General features: G+C 38.1%; 14 protein-coding genes and 1 tRNA gene. 11 read left to right on the top strand and 4 right to left on the bottom strand.

Annotation, left to right across the window (positions count from 1 at the left end; genetic code table 11):
- Positions 1 to 78: 78 nt before the first annotated feature.
- From ACFS6I_RS17140 to ACFS6I_RS17120, 5 genes are all read left to right on the top strand, one after another.
- On the top strand, positions 79 to 1,566 hold the full coding sequence (locus ACFS6I_RS17140; protein ID WP_380922399.1) for a sensor histidine kinase: 1,488 nt from the start codon (positions 79 to 81) through the stop codon (positions 1,564 to 1,566).
- A gap of 159 nt (positions 1,567 to 1,725) precedes the next feature.
- Entirely contained in the window at positions 1,726 to 4,341 is a 2,616-nt protein-coding gene (locus tag ACFS6I_RS17135; RefSeq protein ID WP_380922397.1) for a zinc-dependent metalloprotease, read from the top strand.
- A 24-nt stretch (positions 4,342 to 4,365) separates the two neighbouring features.
- The gene (locus ACFS6I_RS17130; protein WP_380922395.1) at positions 4,366 to 7,710 is read left to right on the top strand and encodes a SusC/RagA family TonB-linked outer membrane protein; all 3,345 of its coding nucleotides are present in this window, start codon (positions 4,366 to 4,368) and stop codon (positions 7,708 to 7,710) included.
- A 10-nt stretch (positions 7,711 to 7,720) separates the two neighbouring features.
- A complete protein-coding gene (locus ACFS6I_RS17125; protein WP_380922393.1) occupies positions 7,721 to 9,040 on the top strand; it encodes a RagB/SusD family nutrient uptake outer membrane protein in 1,320 nt (439 codons plus the stop codon).
- Positions 9,041 to 9,110: 70 nt separating this feature from the next.
- Positions 9,111 to 9,836: a LytR/AlgR family response regulator transcription factor gene (locus ACFS6I_RS17120; protein ID WP_380922391.1), complete on the top strand. Its 726-nt coding sequence runs from the start codon at positions 9,111 to 9,113 to the stop codon at positions 9,834 to 9,836.
- Here the strand turns inward: ACFS6I_RS17120 and ACFS6I_RS17115 are convergent, their stop codons facing one another.
- A complete protein-coding gene (locus tag ACFS6I_RS17115; RefSeq protein WP_380922389.1) occupies positions 9,837 to 10,271 on the bottom strand; it encodes a PH domain-containing protein in 435 nt (144 codons plus the stop codon). It lies immediately after the preceding gene.
- 182 nt (positions 10,272 to 10,453) lie between these two features.
- On the opposite strand from ACFS6I_RS17115, the gene ACFS6I_RS17110 reads away from it, so the two are divergent.
- A complete protein-coding gene (locus ACFS6I_RS17110) occupies positions 10,454 to 11,689 on the top strand; it encodes an MFS transporter (RefSeq protein WP_380922387.1) in 1,236 nt (411 codons plus the stop codon).
- Between the two features lie 40 nt (positions 11,690 to 11,729).
- Here the strand turns inward: ACFS6I_RS17110 and ACFS6I_RS17105 are convergent.
- A tRNA-Gly gene (locus ACFS6I_RS17105) sits at positions 11,730 to 11,802 on the bottom strand.
- Between the two features lie 64 nt (positions 11,803 to 11,866).
- Complete coding sequence (locus tag ACFS6I_RS17100) at positions 11,867 to 13,405, bottom strand: NAD(P)/FAD-dependent oxidoreductase (protein WP_380922385.1); 1,539 nt, start codon at positions 13,403 to 13,405, stop codon at positions 11,867 to 11,869.
- 176 nt (positions 13,406 to 13,581) lie between these two features.
- On the opposite strand from ACFS6I_RS17100, the gene ACFS6I_RS17095 reads away from it, so the two are divergent.
- The 5 genes from ACFS6I_RS17095 to ACFS6I_RS17075 all read left to right on the top strand — a co-directional run bounded on the left by ACFS6I_RS17095 (position 13,582) and on the right by ACFS6I_RS17075 (position 17,206).
- Complete coding sequence (locus ACFS6I_RS17095) at positions 13,582 to 14,160, top strand: LemA family protein (RefSeq protein ID WP_021188860.1); 579 nt, start codon at positions 13,582 to 13,584, stop codon at positions 14,158 to 14,160.
- Positions 14,161 to 14,249: 89 nt separating this feature from the next.
- A complete protein-coding gene (locus tag ACFS6I_RS17090) occupies positions 14,250 to 14,681 on the top strand; it encodes a TPM domain-containing protein (protein ID WP_183917566.1) in 432 nt (143 codons plus the stop codon).
- Positions 14,682 to 14,750: 69 nt separating this feature from the next.
- Positions 14,751 to 15,515, top strand: a complete 765-nt coding sequence (locus ACFS6I_RS17085; RefSeq protein ID WP_132770060.1) for a TPM domain-containing protein — start codon at positions 14,751 to 14,753, stop codon at positions 15,513 to 15,515.
- A gap of 44 nt (positions 15,516 to 15,559) precedes the next feature.
- Positions 15,560 to 16,690, top strand: coding sequence for a TlpA disulfide reductase family protein (locus ACFS6I_RS17080; protein ID WP_208701292.1), 1,131 nt, complete (start codon positions 15,560 to 15,562; stop codon positions 16,688 to 16,690).
- Between the two features lie 72 nt (positions 16,691 to 16,762).
- Positions 16,763 to 17,206, top strand: coding sequence for a hypothetical protein (locus ACFS6I_RS17075; protein ID WP_380922382.1), 444 nt, complete (start codon positions 16,763 to 16,765; stop codon positions 17,204 to 17,206).
- Between the two features lie 69 nt (positions 17,207 to 17,275).
- Here the strand turns inward: ACFS6I_RS17075 and ACFS6I_RS17070 are convergent, their stop codons facing one another.
- A complete protein-coding gene (locus ACFS6I_RS17070; protein WP_380922380.1) occupies positions 17,276 to 18,862 on the bottom strand; it encodes a glycoside hydrolase family 10 protein in 1,587 nt (528 codons plus the stop codon).
- Positions 18,863 to 18,930: the final 68 nt, after the last annotated feature.

The following is an 18,930-nucleotide window of genomic DNA, read 5'->3' as shown; positions in this document are numbered from 1 at the left end:
CTTTTAATATAATGAATTTTTCATTTTAATACAAGTGTGTGTGTTTAAGTTTGGTAAGCTACTAAATTCTTTTTGTTGATGAATAAATACATAACTTCATTTTCTTTAAAGCGTAATCGATTTATAATCTTAGGATTATCGCTATTTGTGGTTGTCTCGATCTACGTCTTGATGTTTCGTGTCATTGACCATAGGTTACACACATTAAACAAAAGGATTTTAAAAGAGATGTCATTTGAGAAATCACAATTAGTTCAAAAAGAATTCGATGATTTTGATCGTGTTTTTCATTTGATGGGGCTTGCTGCTGATGAAGGACAGCAAAAATTTATGAATAAACTGATTGATCAAGACAGTGTTCGACAGTTTCTCATTGCCTACACGTATTGGAGATCTGATGGTCTTCATTTTTCAAAAAATCTGGAATGGTATGCCGATCCGAAGGCTATAGATCCCGTGATTCAGAGTACAATATTGCCAGAAGATTTCAGAAAAACAAAATTTATTAAAAGTGAAAAGGGGATGTATTTACATGTTTATGTCCCAACCGATAAGGGAGTTCTTCAGTTGACGTTAGATCTGCATAAATTGAACGCTTATTTTTGGGCTGGAAATCTAGGTACCCGCGCATATTTTGAAGTATATGATGCCAATGGAATATGTTTGATTTATCCTGATGAAAAAGAAATAGGAAAAAAAAGAATAAAGAGTTGGAAGCAATATCCTGTGAAAAATAATTTGGTCATGTCAGACTATATTCTGATGGAAGTTCTGTTGGACGAATATAAATTCAAAGGAACATTTGAAAATAATAGATTATTTGTGAATGTACTATTGATGCTGACAGAAGATGATGTGCGTGATATTGGTAACAAAACATTTCTACTAGGTGCTATAGGCATTGCTTCCATGTTATTTTTTATGTTTTTGCTTGACATTGAAAATAGAAAGGCGAAGCGATTGCGGTTAAAAAATCTGGAATATCAAAAAGAAGATGCTTTGCTTCGTTTTGAAAATTTGAAACGGAAAGTAGATCCACATTTTCTGTTTAATGCTTTGGGATCCCTGCAGCAATTAATTGGCAAAGACACGGCTCAAGCAAAAGTTTTCGTTGGAAACATGGCAAAAGTATATCGGAAGTTTTTAAGTGGTGATGAATCAGGTCTAGCACCGATAAAAGAAGAATTGGCACTTGCTGAGGAATATTTTTTCATGCAAAAAATTCGCTTTGTAGATACCTTAAATCCATTGAAAATCAACGTTACTCCAGAGGTCATGCCCTTATTTATTCCGAAATTCAGTTTGCAGATTTTAATTGAAAATGCCATCAAACACAATGAACTTAGTAAAGAGCAACCATTATCAATTACGATTGAAGAGCAGGAAGGAAGATTGGTCGTGCGCAATACTGTGTTGTTCAAAAATCCGGATATGGACGCGGCAGGTTATGGAACCAAAATGATTGCACATGTTTACGATTTTTATCAGGTACAAGGATTTGAAATCCAGCATCATGATGCTGATTTTACTGTATATCTACCATTCATCCATATTGACAGTCGATAAAGATAAAATAATAATTTAAGAGCACTGGACTATTTCTTCCAGTAATACTGCGGATTCACTCCTGAAATTGACGCCTTCACTCTGATTCGCTTTTTGGAACCATAATATATTGGCATCTTCACCACCCTATATCTATGAGTCCTATTTTAATTTAAACAAATGAATAATCTGCCTTTCAAAAGAAATTCAGCATTAGCAAGCTTTGGTTTCTTTTCTATTTTCATTCTCAATTCTTGTCAGTTGCTTAGTCCTCTAGGCTTAGGTAAAAAGAAAGAAGTTGTCGCTGATTCCACAAAAAAGGATTCTGCTTTAGTTTACGACAAGTTTCTAAAAAATGCCAAAATTGATAGCGGAATTTTTAATGTGATCAATAAAGAGAAAGATTTCTTTTTCGAAATACCTGTTGAGAAACTGGACAAAGACTTTTTGTTGATCAATAAAATTTCTTCTGTGCCTTTAGCTTTGAATGAAGCAGGCTTGAATAAGGGCATGAATTATGAAAATAAAGTAATACGTTTCTCCCTAAAAAAAGCGCGTAAAGAGATTTGGGCAAGTGAAATTAAACCTCAGGTAGAAGTACCTAAAGAAGATGCGATAGCACGCTCAGTCGCCGATAATTTTACAGCTTCATTTATTGAATCATTCAAAATTGAAGGCTATAATAAAGATTCATCGTCAGTAATTATCAAGATAAATAAAGTATTTGATGGAACTGAGAAAAGTTTCAACGATGTATTTACCAATATTGGATTGGGTACTTCTCCTAAAACAGCATTATCATTGATTGATCAGATGAAATCATTTGATAACAATATCGTGGTTCGTTCCATATTATCTACACGTGTTACCGAAGGGAATGAATCGATTCCAATTAGTTTAACCATCACTAGTAATATATTAGAATTACCTAAAGATGCAATGAAGCCACGTTTCTCAGATCCTAGAGTAGGTTATTTTACTACTCCACGCTGGTATTTTTCAGATAAGCAGCAAGAGATGGAGAAAAGAGAACTGGTAACACGCTGGCGATTAGAGCCACGCGAAGAAGATGTGGAACGTTATTTAGCAGGCGAACTGGTTGTTCCAAAAAAACCAATAGTTTTCTACATTGATCCAGCTACTCCGCAGCAATGGCGTAAACAAATTATCGAAGGAGTGCACGATTGGCAAAAAGCCTTTGAAGAAGCTGGTTTTAAAGATGCCATCATTGCAAAAGAAGTTCCTAAAGGAATGGACTTTGATATCGATGATGCAAATACATCAGCCATCACTTATGCAGCTTCTCCACAGGCCAATGCGATGGGACCATCAGTTGTTGATCCACGTACCGGTGAGATTTTAGAAGCAGACGTGATCTGGTGGCATAATGTAATGACTGCACTAAATACCTGGATGCGTGTACAGACAGGAACGATCGATCCAACTGTTCGCGGTAACGTGTTCTCCGATGAGAAAATGGCACATGCCATCCGCTTTGTATCATCACACGAGATTGGACATACATTAGGATTGAAACATAATATGGGATCATCTTTTAGCTTCCCTGTAGATTCATTGCGTTCAGCTTCCTTTACACAGAAGATGGGAGGGACAGCAACATCCATTATGGATTATGCCCGTTTTAATTATGTGGCACAACCAGAAGATCAAGTACAAGCTATTACGCCAGTGATTGGTTTATATGATAAATATGCAATTGCCTGGGCCTACCGTTGGTATCCAAATAAGACTGCCTGGGAAGAACTTCCATTGCTAAAAAAAGAAATTGAATCGAAGCAGGACAATCCTTACTATTGGTACGGAGAACAACAGGATCCTAAAAATACAGTTGATCCAAGATCACAGTCAGAAGATTTAGGCGATAACGCCATGCTCGCTGGTACATATGGTTTGAAAAATCTGAAACGTATCATGCCACAGATCATTAACTGGACGACTACTTCAGGTCAGGATTACTATAAAGCAGGTAAATTATATATGGCTGTTATTGGTCAGTGGTATGCTTATGCAGATCATGTTTCCAACAATATCGGTGGTATCTATCTCAATAACCCTGTTTTAGGTGACGGTAAAGACGCATATGCACCAGTTCCTCGCCAGAAACAAGAAGAAGCATTAGCGTACTTAAAAGAAAACGTTTTTACTTTGCCAGAGTGGTTGTTCCGAAAAGAATTGATGACCAAAACATTTCCATTAAAAGATAGTCCAGTAGGTTCTTTCGAATATGCTCCTTATACATTAAAAAGAGAATTTCAATACAGCTTATTATATAATTTACTTCAAGATCAGCGCTTATTGCGTATGACAGAGATGGAATTACTTTTCGGACGTGCTCAAGCGTGGAGTGTAGAGGAATTTTTGAAAACATTACGTCAAGAGATATTTGCAAAAACTTTAAAAAAGCAAAATTTAGATATTAATGCCCGTATGTTGCAGCAGAACTATATCGATATATTATTGGTAACCAATAATAAAAGTATGGATAAGTTGAATACGAAGAAATTGTCTTTTGTAGATCAATTTATGAAAGCTGCTAAACCAGCATTCTGTCCGGTACATGCAACAGCACATACTAATTCTGATGAACATGATTTACGCAATGTACATGTTTCAGGTATGAGCAGAACATCTGAAATGCTGACCGTGAAGCGAGCGGAATTAATCCAGATACAGAAGTTGTTGAAAGCAGCGCAGTCTTCAGGAGATTTCACCACTCAAGCACATTATCAGGACCTGTTAATGCGGATCAATAGTTCGTTAAATGTGAATAATTAACAAAAATCTATATATAAAAAACAAATGAACAAATTCTTACTCTTTGTCGTCTTTTCTTGCGTGCAACTTACTTCGTATGCACAAGAAACGATAACCCTAAAGGGAAAAGTGTTGGATAGCAAAACGCAATCACCGATATTAGGTGCTACCGTTTTTATTGAAAGCACTGCAGTTGGAGAATCTACAGGGGTAGTTGGTCAAATACAACAATCTGCATTGGGAGCAGTGACCGACAACGCTGGTAATTTTACCCTAACTGTACCGACGGACGTTAAATATTTTACAGTTTCCTTTGTTGGATACCAGAATAAGCAAGTCCAGGTAGCGAAGGTATACAACACGATTTTTTTGGAAGCAACAGATAATGCGCTCGAAGAAGTGATCGTAACAGGGTATACCAATATCAGTAAGGTCAAAAACACGACAGCTTACAATAAGCTGAAATTAGACGATATCAAGCAAACAGGGGTGTCTAGTGTTGATCAATTATTGGAAGGACAGGTAGCGGGTTTACAGTTAAGTAACCTGAACGGGGGGCCGAACAGTGCTCCAAAGATTCGTATCCGTGGTACTGTATCTTTAAACGGAACTCAAGATCCTTTATGGGTAATCGATGGTTTGCCGATCGAAGGAACAGCATTGCCAAATACTTTTGATAAAGATAATTTGAACAATCTGTCTAACTTACCGATTGCCGGTATCAATCCCGATGATATTGCGGATATCACCGTATTAAAAGATGCAGCAGCAACTTCAATTTATGGTGCTAGAGCAGCAAATGGTGTTATCGTGATTACAACTAAAAAAGGAAAAAAAGGACCTACGCAGGTTTCCGTATCGGCAAATAGTTTCGTTACGCAGAAACCTGATTTTACGAAACTCAACCTGATGAACGCATCAGAGAAGGTTGATTTTGAATTAGGAATGGCCAATCGCTCTGATCTGACTTATCGAGCAGATCGTGGTGCTATTGCACGTTTATTGAGTACCAATAATGAATTAGATGCTTATCGTCAATATGGATTGACAGGTCTTTCTAAAACAACACAAGACGCCATCAGTCAATTGCGCAATCAAAATCATAATTGGGGCGATGAGTTGTATCGTACAGCATTAAATCAACAATATACAGCAGCGATATCTGGTGGATCTGATGGACACGATTTTTACTTGTCAGGAGGATTTTACGATGAAAAAGCAACAACAAAAGGAGTTGATATGCGTCGTTATTCACTGACTTTAAATAATAACTTTAAAATCAGTAATAAATTAAAAGCAGGTATCAATTTATTAGGATCATCTACAGATCGTAATAACTTCATTCAAGATCGTGATGCTTTTACGAATCCCAACACCTACGCGCGTACCGTAAATCCGTATTTAATGCCTAGAGATGCACAAGGAAACTATGTGTATGATCCCGATATCGAAGGCTACGCAAAAGACACCTATGTGCCTTTTAATGCGCTTGAGGAACGTGCAAATACAAGCTATAATTTAAATAACAAAAGTTTAAAAGCAATAGCAAATGTCACCTATCAGGTGCTGCCTTCTTTATCGCTACGTACTGAACTAGGTTTACAGTTTGAGGAATCGGGTACAGAGCGTTTTGCTGATAAAGAAAGCTATAACACAAGAAAGTTTAGAGAACAAACTCGTTATTACGATAGTGTCTCCAAAAAATATAAATATTTCCTGCCTGATGGCGGAACTGTCCAAAATGATAAGAATAGTATTTTTCAATACAACTGGAAATCTTTTGCACAGTTTAGCCGTAACTTTAATGATCACCATGACATAGAGATCATGGCAGGTACAGAATTGAGGAGATCAAAAAATACAGGCATAATGACACGTGGTTTTGGTTTTAATCCAAAAACCCTAACGAATGAAAATATTATTTTCCCTAATAATACTTATTTTAATGATAATAGATTTAGGCAATATTCAAAAGCAATAGGAGAGAATTCTTATGCCTCTTTTTATGCCAATGCCTCTTACAGTTACGATCGTAAATACAATGTGCATGGTAGTATCCGTTACGACGGTTCAAATATGTTCGGTGTGGATCCGAAATATAGATTCTTGCCAATATGGTCCTTATCAGGTTCATGGAATGCAAAAGAAGAAAATTTCTTGAAAGATCAGGAATGGATCTCGAATCTGAAATTCCGTGGATCATATGGAATACAAGGAAACATTGATCGAAATACCTACCCTTTTATTATTGGTGTATATGGTAATGGTAGTCTTTTACCGGGAACAAGCGAAGAAAATATTGTGGTCAATGCTCCTGCTAATGATAAATTACGTTGGGAGCGTACACAGTCGTGGAATGCTGGTTTTGATTTTGGAATCTTAAAGAATAGAGTTCAATTTACGGTAGATTACTATAATCGTACTTCAACAGATTTGATCGGTACTAGCGATTTGCCCCTAGAAAATGGATTCCCTAATGTATCCCGGAATTGGGCATCAGTAAATAATGATGGTATAGAATTATCAATCAGCAGTCAAAATATTGTTCGTGATCGTTTTAGCTGGTCAACAGATTTTAATATTGCACAGAACCGCAATAAGTTGAAGCGTGTAATGGCTAATCCAAAAGCCTATAATGTAGACGCGCGTGCCGGTTACCCGATAAATGCTATGTATGTCATTGAGACTGCAGGTTTAGATGCCGATGGATTGCCACAGTTTTACAATGACCAGGGGGCTGTTGTGTCGTATGAAGATTTTTATCAACTATATGACCCTTATGCCGATTTTATGCCAGGTTATCTCGTATCATCGCCACTTACAAATAGCGAGTTTCAGAATAAATTCAAATATAAAGGTAGTCTTGATCCCAAATTTGTGGGGGGGATGACCAACAGGTTTCGTTATGCTAATTTCGATCTAGCGGTGTCTGTCGTTTTCAATATCGATCAGTGGATGCGTCGTAGTCCAACTTACAATCCAGCTATTGTAGATAGAGGTTCAAATTATACCAAAGATGTCTTGCAGGCATTAACTCCAGGTTCGAAAGAATTTATTGCAATCGGATCGACTAATGCTGAAGTTACAGACCGTTGGATGGCTTACAGCTGGATGAATGATAACGATCCATCTAATTCTTTTAAATATTTAGATATCTGGTCTAAAAAGATGAGTTATTTACGTGTCAACAGTATTCGTTTGGGTTATACTTTACCGAAGTCAGTTGCTAGTAAAGTTCAGGCATCAAATATTCGCTTTAATATAGAAGGACGTAACCTGTTCGTTTTTGGTAATAACTACGATGGGTATTTTGATCCGGAAACGTATGGTAATAATTATGCGCAACCGATCTCAAAATCATTTGCATTTGGTTTAACAGCATCATTTTAAGTAGAAAACCATGAAAAAAAAATTAATATATATCGCATTGCTAGCTGTAGGTTTAACAGCTGTTTCTTGCAACAAATATTTAGATATACAACCAGTGGGAACAGTAGTCCCTACTACTGAAGCAGACTTTAGAGCTTTGATGGTAAGTGCATATCAAGCTTACCCTGCTCATAAGGCATTATTAAACTTACGCACAGACGAATTATTTTTAGATGAATATTCTACAGATGTTGCTCAGATAAAAGATCTGTATCTATGGAAAGATCAAAATTCTGATCAAAATACTTTGCCAATGGCGTGGGAGACGATATACAAAAGTATCTTTTATACCAACCACGTAATTGCCGAAGCAAAAAATAAAGCCGGTGATACAGATGGTGTAAAACAAATCCTGGCAGAAGCGTATCTATTACGTGCATATGCACACTTCGAACTGTTGAATACCTATGCAGCTAACTTTAATGCAGCTACAGCTTCAACAGATCGCGGTGTCCCGATTTCGATAAAAGTAGACTTAGAGCAGTTGTTTACCCCGGCAACAGTAGAAAAAGTGTATGCGCAAATATTGGAAGATATGAATCAGGGAACTGCTTTAATGCAAGTTTCAGATCAAGAGACCAAAGTAAAATACAGATTTAGTCGTCGTGCTTATGAAGCTTTTGAAGCACGATTAAGATTATATCGTGGCGAATGGGAACTTGCTGCAAAAGCTGCCGATAGAGGTTTAGCCATCAATGCAAACTTAGAGAATCTGAATGATGTGACTTCTAAATTGCCAAATGACTTTGAATCCAAAGAAATGATCCAAGCGTTGGAAGAGGTCGGGAAAACAAATGTTTCCCGTTCAACCTATATTAATCCATCTTTTCTGGCTAGATTTAAAGAAGGAGACTTACGAGTTAATCGTTATTTTCAAAAATCTGGAGGAGACTATGTATCAAAAAAAGGGGGAGATAATCGTTTTAACGTTACCTTTAGAAATGCAGAATTGTATTTGATCAAAGCAGAAGCTACAGCAAGATTGGGGCAAAAGGAACAAGCTATTGCTGCGTTGACTACACTATTAAAAAACAGATTAACTGCAACTGCTTTTACAACAGCTCAAGCAAAATTAGCAATACTTTCAAATGCAGATCTAATTACTTATATCTTAGATGAACGTGCGCGAGAACTTGCTTTGGAAGGATTGCGTTGGTACGATTTAAAACGTACAACAAGACCGGAGATTATACATAGCTATCAGTCTCAGATGTTCAAGTTGAATGAAAATGATCCACGTTATGTGATTCGTTATCCAAAAGAAGCAATATCAAACAATCCGGATTTATAAAATTAGAGCAATCTCATAAATTCCCATCCCCATTCTCAAAAGAATGGGGATTTTTTTTTAAATTCAGCACATGTTTAAAAAGATATTGATCGTAGAAGATGAAAACTGGGCTTCGGAAAGTCTATTGGAGAAATTAGACCAATTGATTGCCACCAAATTTCAATCTAAGATTATAACAACAGTGCGTGAAGCTACCGATTGGTTGCTTAAAAATGAAGTCGATCTCATTTTTATGGATGTGCAGCTCGGTGATGGATTGAGTTTCGAAATATTTGACCAAGTCAAAGTACAGGCACCTGTTATTTTTACAACAGCGTTTGAAGATTACGCCTTAAAAGCTTTTCAGAATCAAGGTTATGCCTATTTGTTGAAGCCGTATGACGACGACGAGTTGCAACAAGCATTTGATAAAGTCGCTCCGTTTATCGTCCAGGAGACCAAGGAGATTCAATACAAAACTCGTTTTCTAGTACGGTATGGTATGCGGTTAAAATCGATACCGACAACAGAAATTGCTTATTTTATGGCTGAAGATAAAATATTGTACGGCTACACAAAAGAAGGAGATCAATTTATTGTCGACGATACCATAACAGGTCTTGTATCACGCCTTGATCCAGAATTCTTTTTTCAAGTCAATCGCAAATTCATTATTCATATAGATTCGATTGTAGATATGTTGAAAGTAGCTCGTAATCGTATACGGCTCCAGTTACAACCGGCGTTGCCAGCTGGTATAGAAGTTATCGTGAGTGAAGATAAATCATCCGATTTTCAGATGTGGTTGGACCGCTGATTAAGCTGATCGTACGATTTTAATAGCAGGACTGTATTGCAGTAATTCATTTACAAAATTATCATTTCCGTCTGGGCTAATGTATATTTCTTCGTACCTGTTATAGTGTATGATTAAACCTTTGCGGGCAGCTGCTGGTTTAAAACCCACCCATAAAGTCTTTCCAACCTCTATTTTGTGAATTTTGTCAATGGCAATCTTTCCTCTAAAGATACCCGATCGATAAGAAAAGTACTCACTGTCTATTATATACCTCGGTCTTGGTAATAATAATATGGCCATGAAGAATGTCGGAAGACCTATTATAGTCACAAATTCTATAAAAGTAGCTTCTTCAGTACGCAGTGTAACGATCATCATGACTATCATGGATAATATAAGGCCAATGATCATGGCATCCATCAAAGGGTCCTGCCTGCTTCTGAAAACTTTCATAATTTATAGGATGTTGCTAATCTTAAAGTTAACAAATTTTTGTAAATTTGCATCGTTATGAAAGTCGCTTTATATACAACGTTTTATTTTATTCCTTGACGATTTTAGCTCAGTCAAGTAAATAGTTTTTTTAGTAAATGATATTTCGCATCATTTAAGGTTGTATTTTACTTTATTATTTTATGGAAAAGAAAAATTGGTTTCAAACCTATATGTATATTTGGATTGGACAATTTGTGTCGCTATTGACGAGCTCTGCTGTCAATTTTGCTGTGATTGTCTGGTTAAGTTTAACGCATAAGTCGGCCGAGGTATTGGCTTTGGCAGGTATTGCAGGCTTATTGCCACAAGCACTTATTGGACCCTTTGTAGGTGTTTTAATAGATCGCTGGGACCGGAAAAAGGTAATGATTTTTGCAGATGCATTTATTGCCTTATGTACCTTGATGATGACATTTGTACTGCAGGAGGCTGCAGTAGGGCTATCGCTGATCTATCTGCTTTTAACCTGTCGTTCCATAGGGGCAGCTTTTCATGCACCAGCGATGCAGGCAATAGCGCCGCTGATGGTGCCCGAGGATAAATTGTTGCGTGTATCAGGAATAAATCAGATGCTTCAGTCCGTCAGTAGTATCGCCGGACCTGCATTAGGAACATTGGCGATTACTTATTTTTCAATCGCTCAAGTGCTTTATCTCGATGTTATAGGTGCGGCAGTTGCAATAGTATCGTTATTCTTTGTCACCATTCCTCATTTAAAGGTTGAATCTAAATTATCCTTTGGACAGGCATGGGGTGATCTGAAACAAGGTATGCAGGCCATCTACCACAATCGTGGTTTGAGCCTATTGTTTTTGTACGCCATGATCGCTACTTTTTGTGTTATGCCGATTGCTATTATGTTTCCACTTTTGACAATCGATCACTTTAATGGCGGTAAATGGGAGATGAGTGTCATTGAAATTATATGGGGAGTAGGCATGTTACTTGGAGGAGGCCTATTAGGAGCATTTAAAGTGAACTTCTCGAAAGTAATCATGATCAATACCATGCATATTGTACTGGGATTGACATTTGCTTTTTCAGGTTGGTTCCCATCCACTTGGTTCATTCCATTTGTAATTGTGACTGGCATAGGTGGTGTATCCATGTCGCTGTTTTCAGCCTCTTTTATGACGACCATACAAGAAGAAGTCGCACCCCAAATGTTAGGTCGCGTATTTTCGCTCTATTTTAGTCTTGCTATTCTGCCAAGTGTCATCGGATTGCTTTTTACGGGTATGATAGCAGATGTAATTGGAGTAGCCAACGCTTTTGTGATCGCAGGATTATTGATGATGATTGTAGGTGTATTCTCCTTTTTTACACCAGCTGTCATGCGGCTGGGAAAAAAAGTGCCCCATAACGAAACAGTATAAAATAAAAAAGCTTCCAAATTTTGGAAGCTTTTTTATTTTGAGCGAAAGACGAGATTCGAACTCGCGACCCCAACCTTGGCAAGGTTGTGCTCTACCAACTGAGCTACTTTCGCGTTGGTCTTACAAAAATACGGCTTTATTTGAATTTTTGCAAGACCAATTTAATATTTTATCAATTTAATTGATCGCATTGGCACAGTTCATACCATCAATAGCAGCAGAAATAATACCCCCAGCATAACCTGCCCCTTCAGCACAAGGGTAAAGACCTTTAATTTCAGGATGTTGTAAAGATAACTTATCACGGGGAATACGGACGGGTGAAGAAGTGCGGGATTCTACAGCAACAAGGATAGCCTCATTGGTATAGTAACCTTTCATCTTTTTACCGAAGATAGGCAGTGCACCGCGTAATGCTTCGTACACAAATTTTGGTAACACCTGAGTTAAATCAGCAGAAACCGTACCCGGTTTATAAGAGTTGTCCGGAAGATCTTTGGATATCCGCCCCTCAACAAAATCAATCATCCGTTGCGCAGGAGCCACCATTTTTCCACCGCCAGCTTCAAAAGCACGTTTTTCTATTTCACGTTGGAAGTTCAACAAAGCAAATGGATCGCTTTCAGATCCCGGAACATCCTCCAGGTTGATTTGGATAACAGTACCCGAATTGGCGTGCGGATTATTACGTTTCGATGGCGACCAGCCATTCACAACGATTTCATTGTCTGCAGTAGAACAAGGAGCAATGACCCCACCTGGGCACATACAGAACGAAAAAACCCCACGGCCATTTACCTGTTCCACAAGACTATAATAAGCAGGTGGAAGATGCTCGCTCCGGACTTCACAATGATACTGTGCTTGATCAATAATCTCCTGCGGATGCTCAATACGAACACCCAGAGCAAAAGCTTTAGCTTCAAGCAACCAGTTTTTAGTACGGAAGAGTTCGAAAATATCACGTGCCGAATGTCCTGTAGCAACAATGACATGATTTGCTTTCAACTGTCTTCCGCCTGCAAGCGTAACACCTGTAACCTGATTATTTTCTGTAGTAATATCAACCACACGTTGTTCAAAAATAACCTCGCCACCATGGGCAATGATCGTTTCTCGGATGTCCTGAATAATATGAGGTAACTTGTTCGTTCCAATATGAGGGCGCGCATTGACCAAAATATCTTCATTAGCACCATGGGCAACAAAAAGTTGAAGTACTTTCTCAACATCACCCCTTTTATCCGAGCGGGTATATAACTTTCCATCAGAATATGTCCCGGCACCACCTTCACCAAAACAATAATTGGAATCTTCATCAACAATACCTTCGCGGTTTAACTTCGCAAGGTCACGACGGCGGTCCTGGACAGCTTTACCACGTTCAACGATGATAGGTTTAAGCCCTTTTTCCAAACATTGTAGCGCTGCAAATAAACCTGCAGGACCAGCACCGATAATTAACACCGGTTGTGCATCATGGACCGAGTGAAAGTTCGTTTCAAAAACTTCATTAATAGGTTCTTCGTCGATAAAAAATATAATACGAGCTCTAAAAACGACATGTCGGCTACGGGCATCAATAGAACGCTTGCGAATTTTAAATCCTTTAATACGCTCACCATTTATTTTCAAGGCTTTAGAGCCTTGAGTTAGAATATAATTATCGTCCTCAATTCTTTCCGGAGCGATAGCCAGTTCAATTTCTTTTTGCATAAATTTCTTGCTGGGTTTTTATCCCAAAAACAGCCCAAAGTTAAGGATAACTGCTGTATTTTTTTAGTTATAAATACCTAACGCCTAAAATTATTCTTATATTCGTAGGAGTGGTATGAGCTTTGTAGTAAGCTTTCCATCAAAATTTAATTTGAAATATATTAATTCAACAAAAAATGAAAAGATTATTAGTCGCATTCTTTGGTTTAATGGTCGCATTATCTTTCAGTTCATGCGGATACAATACAATGGTATCGCAAGATGAAAATGTAAAAGGAAAATGGGCTCAAGTTGAAAATGCATATCAGAGACGTGCAGATTTAGTTCCGAATTTGGTAAATACCGTAAAAGGAGCAGCAAAGCACGAAGAAAGTACATTAACAGCTGTTGTTGAAGCACGTGCCAAGGCGACTTCTATCACGGTAGATCCTACCAATTTGAATGAAGAAACAATTGCACAATATCAAAAAGTACAGGACCAGTTTTCAGGTTCGTTAAGTAAGTTGATGGCTACAGTAGAAGCTTACCCAGATTTGAAAGCAAATCAAAACTTTTTAGAATTGCAAGCGCAATTAGAAGGTACTGAAAATAGAATTTCAACCGAACGTAGAGCTTACAATGAAGCGGTACAGCAGTTCAATACAACTGTGAGAAGTTTTCCTAACAATTTGATGGCTGGCATGTTTGGCTTTAAAGCAAAAGGAACTTTCACAGCACAAGAAGGTGCGGATAAAGCGCCAGCAGTATCTTTCTAAATACAGCGTATTAGTTTACTAGAAAAGATGAATGATGGCCGAAATTTGTGCACGCATTCATCTTTTTTTATTTAAAAAAGACTTTAGTAATGGGAACATTTTCATCAGAAGAGCAGGAAAAAGTAGTACATGCGATCAGTATCGCGGAAAATAAAACTTCCGGTGAGATCCGTGTGGTTGTTGAGAAACACTGTCCTGGAGAAGTTTTCGAACGTGCAACCCACTATTTTGAAAAGTTGGATATGCATAAGACCGCTTTAAGAAATGGAGTTTTAATCTACTTAGCACACGAAGACCATAAATTTTCCGTTATAGGAGATGCAGGAATTCACAAGAAAGTTGGGGACGATTTCTGGGAGAAAACGAAAGAAATTATGGTTCAGGAATTTCGGAATGCACAATATGTGAATGGTTTGATCCAAGGCATTGAGCATGCAGGCGAACAACTGGCGAAATTTTATCCACGAGAAGACGATGATATTAATGAATTACCGAATGATATTGTTTTTGGCGATAAATAAAAAATGGATAAACGAAAAGAAAATAGGTCATTGACCAAAATTAGATTGTCAGCCATACGTATTTTTGTCATGACGGCAGTCGCAGTACTATTTAGTATTGCAGGTGTATTTGCACAGGACGATTTTCCGGCGACATCCAACAGATTGGTCAACGATTATACAAACACATTATCGCCCACTCAAGTACAGCAGTTAGAGCAAAAACTACTGGCTTTTGAAGACTCTACCTCCATACAGATTGCGGTAGTGTTGATGAATTCAACAGGATCTTATGATATCAGTGATTATGCCGTAAGACTAGCTCAAAAGTGGGGCGTAGGAAATAAAAAGTACAACACAGGTATACTGTTGCTTGCCGCAATTGGAGATCGTGCTGTCACTATTCAGACAGGGTATGGTATAGAAGGTGCTGTTCCTGATGCGATCGCACATCGTATCATTGAAAACGAAATAAAGCCAGCTTTCCGTGCGCAGGATTATTTTTCAGGAGTTAATAAGGCAACAGATGCTCTTATTTCCTATACCAAAGGAGAGTATAAAGCAGATCCTAAGCAACCCCAAGGAAAAGGAGGCACTTCAAAGATGTTGATCGTGATTGTTATTGTGATCATTGTCATCGCAGTGATTTCTAGAAAAGGAGGAAACGGTGGAAATGGTGGTGGTAAAGTCATGAATGGTACAGGAACTTCCGATCTGTTTTGGTGGACACTCTTAAATACACTTGGACGAGGCGGTTCCGGAGGTGGCGGCTTTGGTGGCGGGGGAGATAGTGGTGGTTTCGGAGGTTTTGGTGGCGGTGGCTTCGGTGGTGGCGGTGCCAGCGGCAGATGGTAATCCAACCCCTATATATGAAGTAAAAAATATCAAATTATATACAGATGAAAAAAGGAATATTATTAGGATTAGGACTTATCCCGACTTTAATTTTTGCACAAGAGAATTTTACCGTAACAGGTAAAATACAAGGAGCGACAGATAAAGCCAAAGTGTTTATGCAATATGCTGAAAACAATGCGCGCAAAATAGATTCAACAACAGTAACAGGCGGACAGTTTAAATTTAACGGTACAGTTGCTGGACCTGTTAAAGCTTACTTAATTCTTTCAGCAGACGGAACTAGCATCAAAGAAATACAAAATCCTGATTTGACGCAAGTATACTTGTCAAATGGAGTGATCAAAGTAGAATCTACTGGTGAGATGAAAAATGCAGTTATTTCGGGTAATGCGATCAATAATGATTTTGCAAAATACCAAACTGCTGTTAAGCCTTTCTCAGAGGGATTTCAGGCTTTAAATAAGCGTTATTCAGAAGCTACTGAAGAACAGCGTAATGACCAGACTTTTATTGCAGGTCTGCAGAAAGAAGCTGGAGAAATCAATGAGAAACAAGAATTGGTGGACGAGCAGTTTATTAAAAATAATAAATCAAGTTTCATTACATTGGATTTATTAGGAGATAAATTAGATGCTGAAAATGTCAATTCATTGATTATTCCAAGTTATCAAGCGTTATCAGCAGAGCTAAAAAATAGTAAAAAAGGTAAAGAATTAGCAACAAGAATTGAAAAGTTAAAAGCAGTAGCTATCGGAGCAGTAGCACCGGACTTTACATTGCCTGATACTGCAGGCAATCAAGTTTCTCTTTCTTCTTTAAGAGGTAAATATGTATTATTAGACTTCTGGGCAAGCTGGTGCGGGCCATGTCGCCAAGAGAACCCCAATGTTGTAGCGGCATTTAATAAATTTAAAGACAAGAACTTTACTGTATTTGGAGTTTCTTTAGATAATCCAGGTAAAAAAGACGCCTGGTTGAAAGCGATTGCAGACGATCAATTAGGACAGTGGCCGCAAGTATCAGATCTGCAAGGCTGGAAATCTGCGCCAGTAGGATTATATGAAGTGCGTGGTATTCCACAGAACTTTTTAATCGATCCGACAGGAAAGATTGTTGCCTCTAATTTAAGAGGTGAAGCTTTAGAAGCTAAATTAGCAGAATTACTAAAGTAATAGCAGTGTAAGGATATCTTAAAAAGGGCTTTTCAATTCGTTGAAAAGCCCTTTTTATTTTTACTATTGTACATGCGTACTTTTTTAACCCTTATCGTAGCGACCGTGTTAATGGTCAGTTGCCAAAACAAACAAGAAGCGGGAGTACCCGTTCTGAACCTTGCCTCATTAGCGGCAATCCCACTAGACAAGCCTATCGATACTTTAGCGAAAGGCAAAGCCTTTATAGATGTTAAATTGCCTCCTGGAGCTCGAATTGAAGAATTGTCGAAAGAAGATTTAGGACTATTAAAAGCCGCTGCTTATCGTTTTTTTGGACAAGTTAAATTGGTCGACAATCAATATATCGCAAGTATCAAAGAAGGAAAAGAAATTGCGGTTTCGGATGCTGTGGTTGTAGCTTATTTGAAAGCAATAGCCAATACCAATGCATTTGCAGACTCCTTAAAAAAAGAAGGGCAAGAAATCCAATTGCCGGCTATAACAGATGAATACCGTAATGCTTTATTAAAATAATAAAAAAGCCGATTATATACTAATCGGCTTTCTTTTTGTCATATTTTGAAACCAGTACTGTATAACTTTTTATTGTTGCCGCGTTACTTCTTGATTTGTACTATATAGATGAGTTTTTTGGGTACTTCTTATGTTAGATGGTTCACTCTCATTTTTCATTCGGTCCAGTGCCGTCACCATATAATAGTACTGTTGATGTATATCCAGGTCACTATCATCAAATTGAAGGTCATCCTCATTGTAAGAAATATGGATGATATTCTTACTATTATTCAAATCAGGTTGTTCGCCCTCTTTAAATCGGTAGACAATATAACCATAAGCAGATTGACCATCAGAAGCACGATCAGGTTTTTGCCAGACTAGATGATTTAATTTTGTGTTTTCCGAAGACCTCAACTGTAATCCAAAAGGTGCATTGGGCGGGATACTGTCGATCCACGGCATCGTCGGAGGCAAAGCCGATGTTTTATACAGATTACGTTGCAAAGAATCCTGAAGACCGGCAAGATTGTCCGTTAAAGATTTTGAACTAAAGAAAATACTTCCCTGTACATTCTGTTGTTCACGTAAAAAACGGATCTGACGCGGAATTTGGCTTCGGTCAGTCCATCCGGGTTTTTGCTCATTCACGCGATAAGCGCCATGACCAATATAAAAGTGTCTGCCATAAGTATGATGTTGCCACCATTCAACTAGAATTTCATAAGCGGCAGCACGGTTTTGGAAAGGAAAATAAATCTGGGGATTGATGTAGTCTATCCAACCCTCTTTGATCCATTTCACGCCATCCGCAAATAAAGTCCGGTAACCACTTAAACCATGTGTATTAGAACCGTCACGGTTTGCATCCTTATTATCCCAGATACCAAAAGGACTGACACCGTATTTTACATAAGGTTTTTTAGCTTTTATCGCAACGCCCAGATCGTGAATAAGCACATCGACATTATTTCTGCGCCAATCCTCTATGTTTGAAAAGTTGTTGCTGTATTGGCCAAACGTTAGGCGGTCCGGAATAGCAGTGTTGCGGCTGTCGGGGTAAGGATAAAAATAATCATCAAAATGAACACCATCAATATCATAATTGCTCACGACATCCATGATGACATCGATGATATATTGACGTACCTCCGGTATTCCCGGATTAAATAATTTTTTTCCAGCGTAGGTAAAAAACCATTCGGGTTTCTTTTTCGTGATATGATCTTCTGAAAAATGGTTCGGATTTAAAGTTGTCGAAGCACGGTAAGGATTAATCCAGGCATGCAGTTCCATCCCTCTTTTATGGCATTCAGCGATAATGAAATCCAAAGGATCATAAAAAGGTTCAGGAGCCTTTCCTTGTTTTCCCGTTAAATAACGGCTCCACCCTTCTCTACCACGACCATAGAAAGCGTCTGCCGCAGGTCGAATCTGGAAAAGAATAGTATTCATACCCGACTTTTTGTGCTGGTCAAGTATTTGTATCAGCTCTTGTTTCTGTTTTTCAACATTAGTGCCAGTGGCGACTGTTGGCCAGTCAATATTACCTATAGTGGCAATCCAAACACCGCGAACTTCTCTTTTGGGGCTAGGTTGAGCGAACGAAAGTTGTGCTGTTGATGCTATTAAAAAAAATACTCCAAGTAAGTGCAGAACGTGTTTAATTCTCATTTGTTTAATGATAAGTTAACAAAGATAATTAAGCTTTGTTGATAAAGTATTAAATCTTTGTAAGAACT

It is taken from the genome of Sphingobacterium anhuiense (genome assembly GCF_042686355.1).
Taxonomy (GTDB): Bacteria; Bacteroidota; Bacteroidia; order Sphingobacteriales; family Sphingobacteriaceae; genus Sphingobacterium; species Sphingobacterium anhuiense.
The sequence above is the reverse complement of the archived record's forward strand: the minus strand, read 5'-3'. Positions and strand labels throughout refer to the sequence as shown.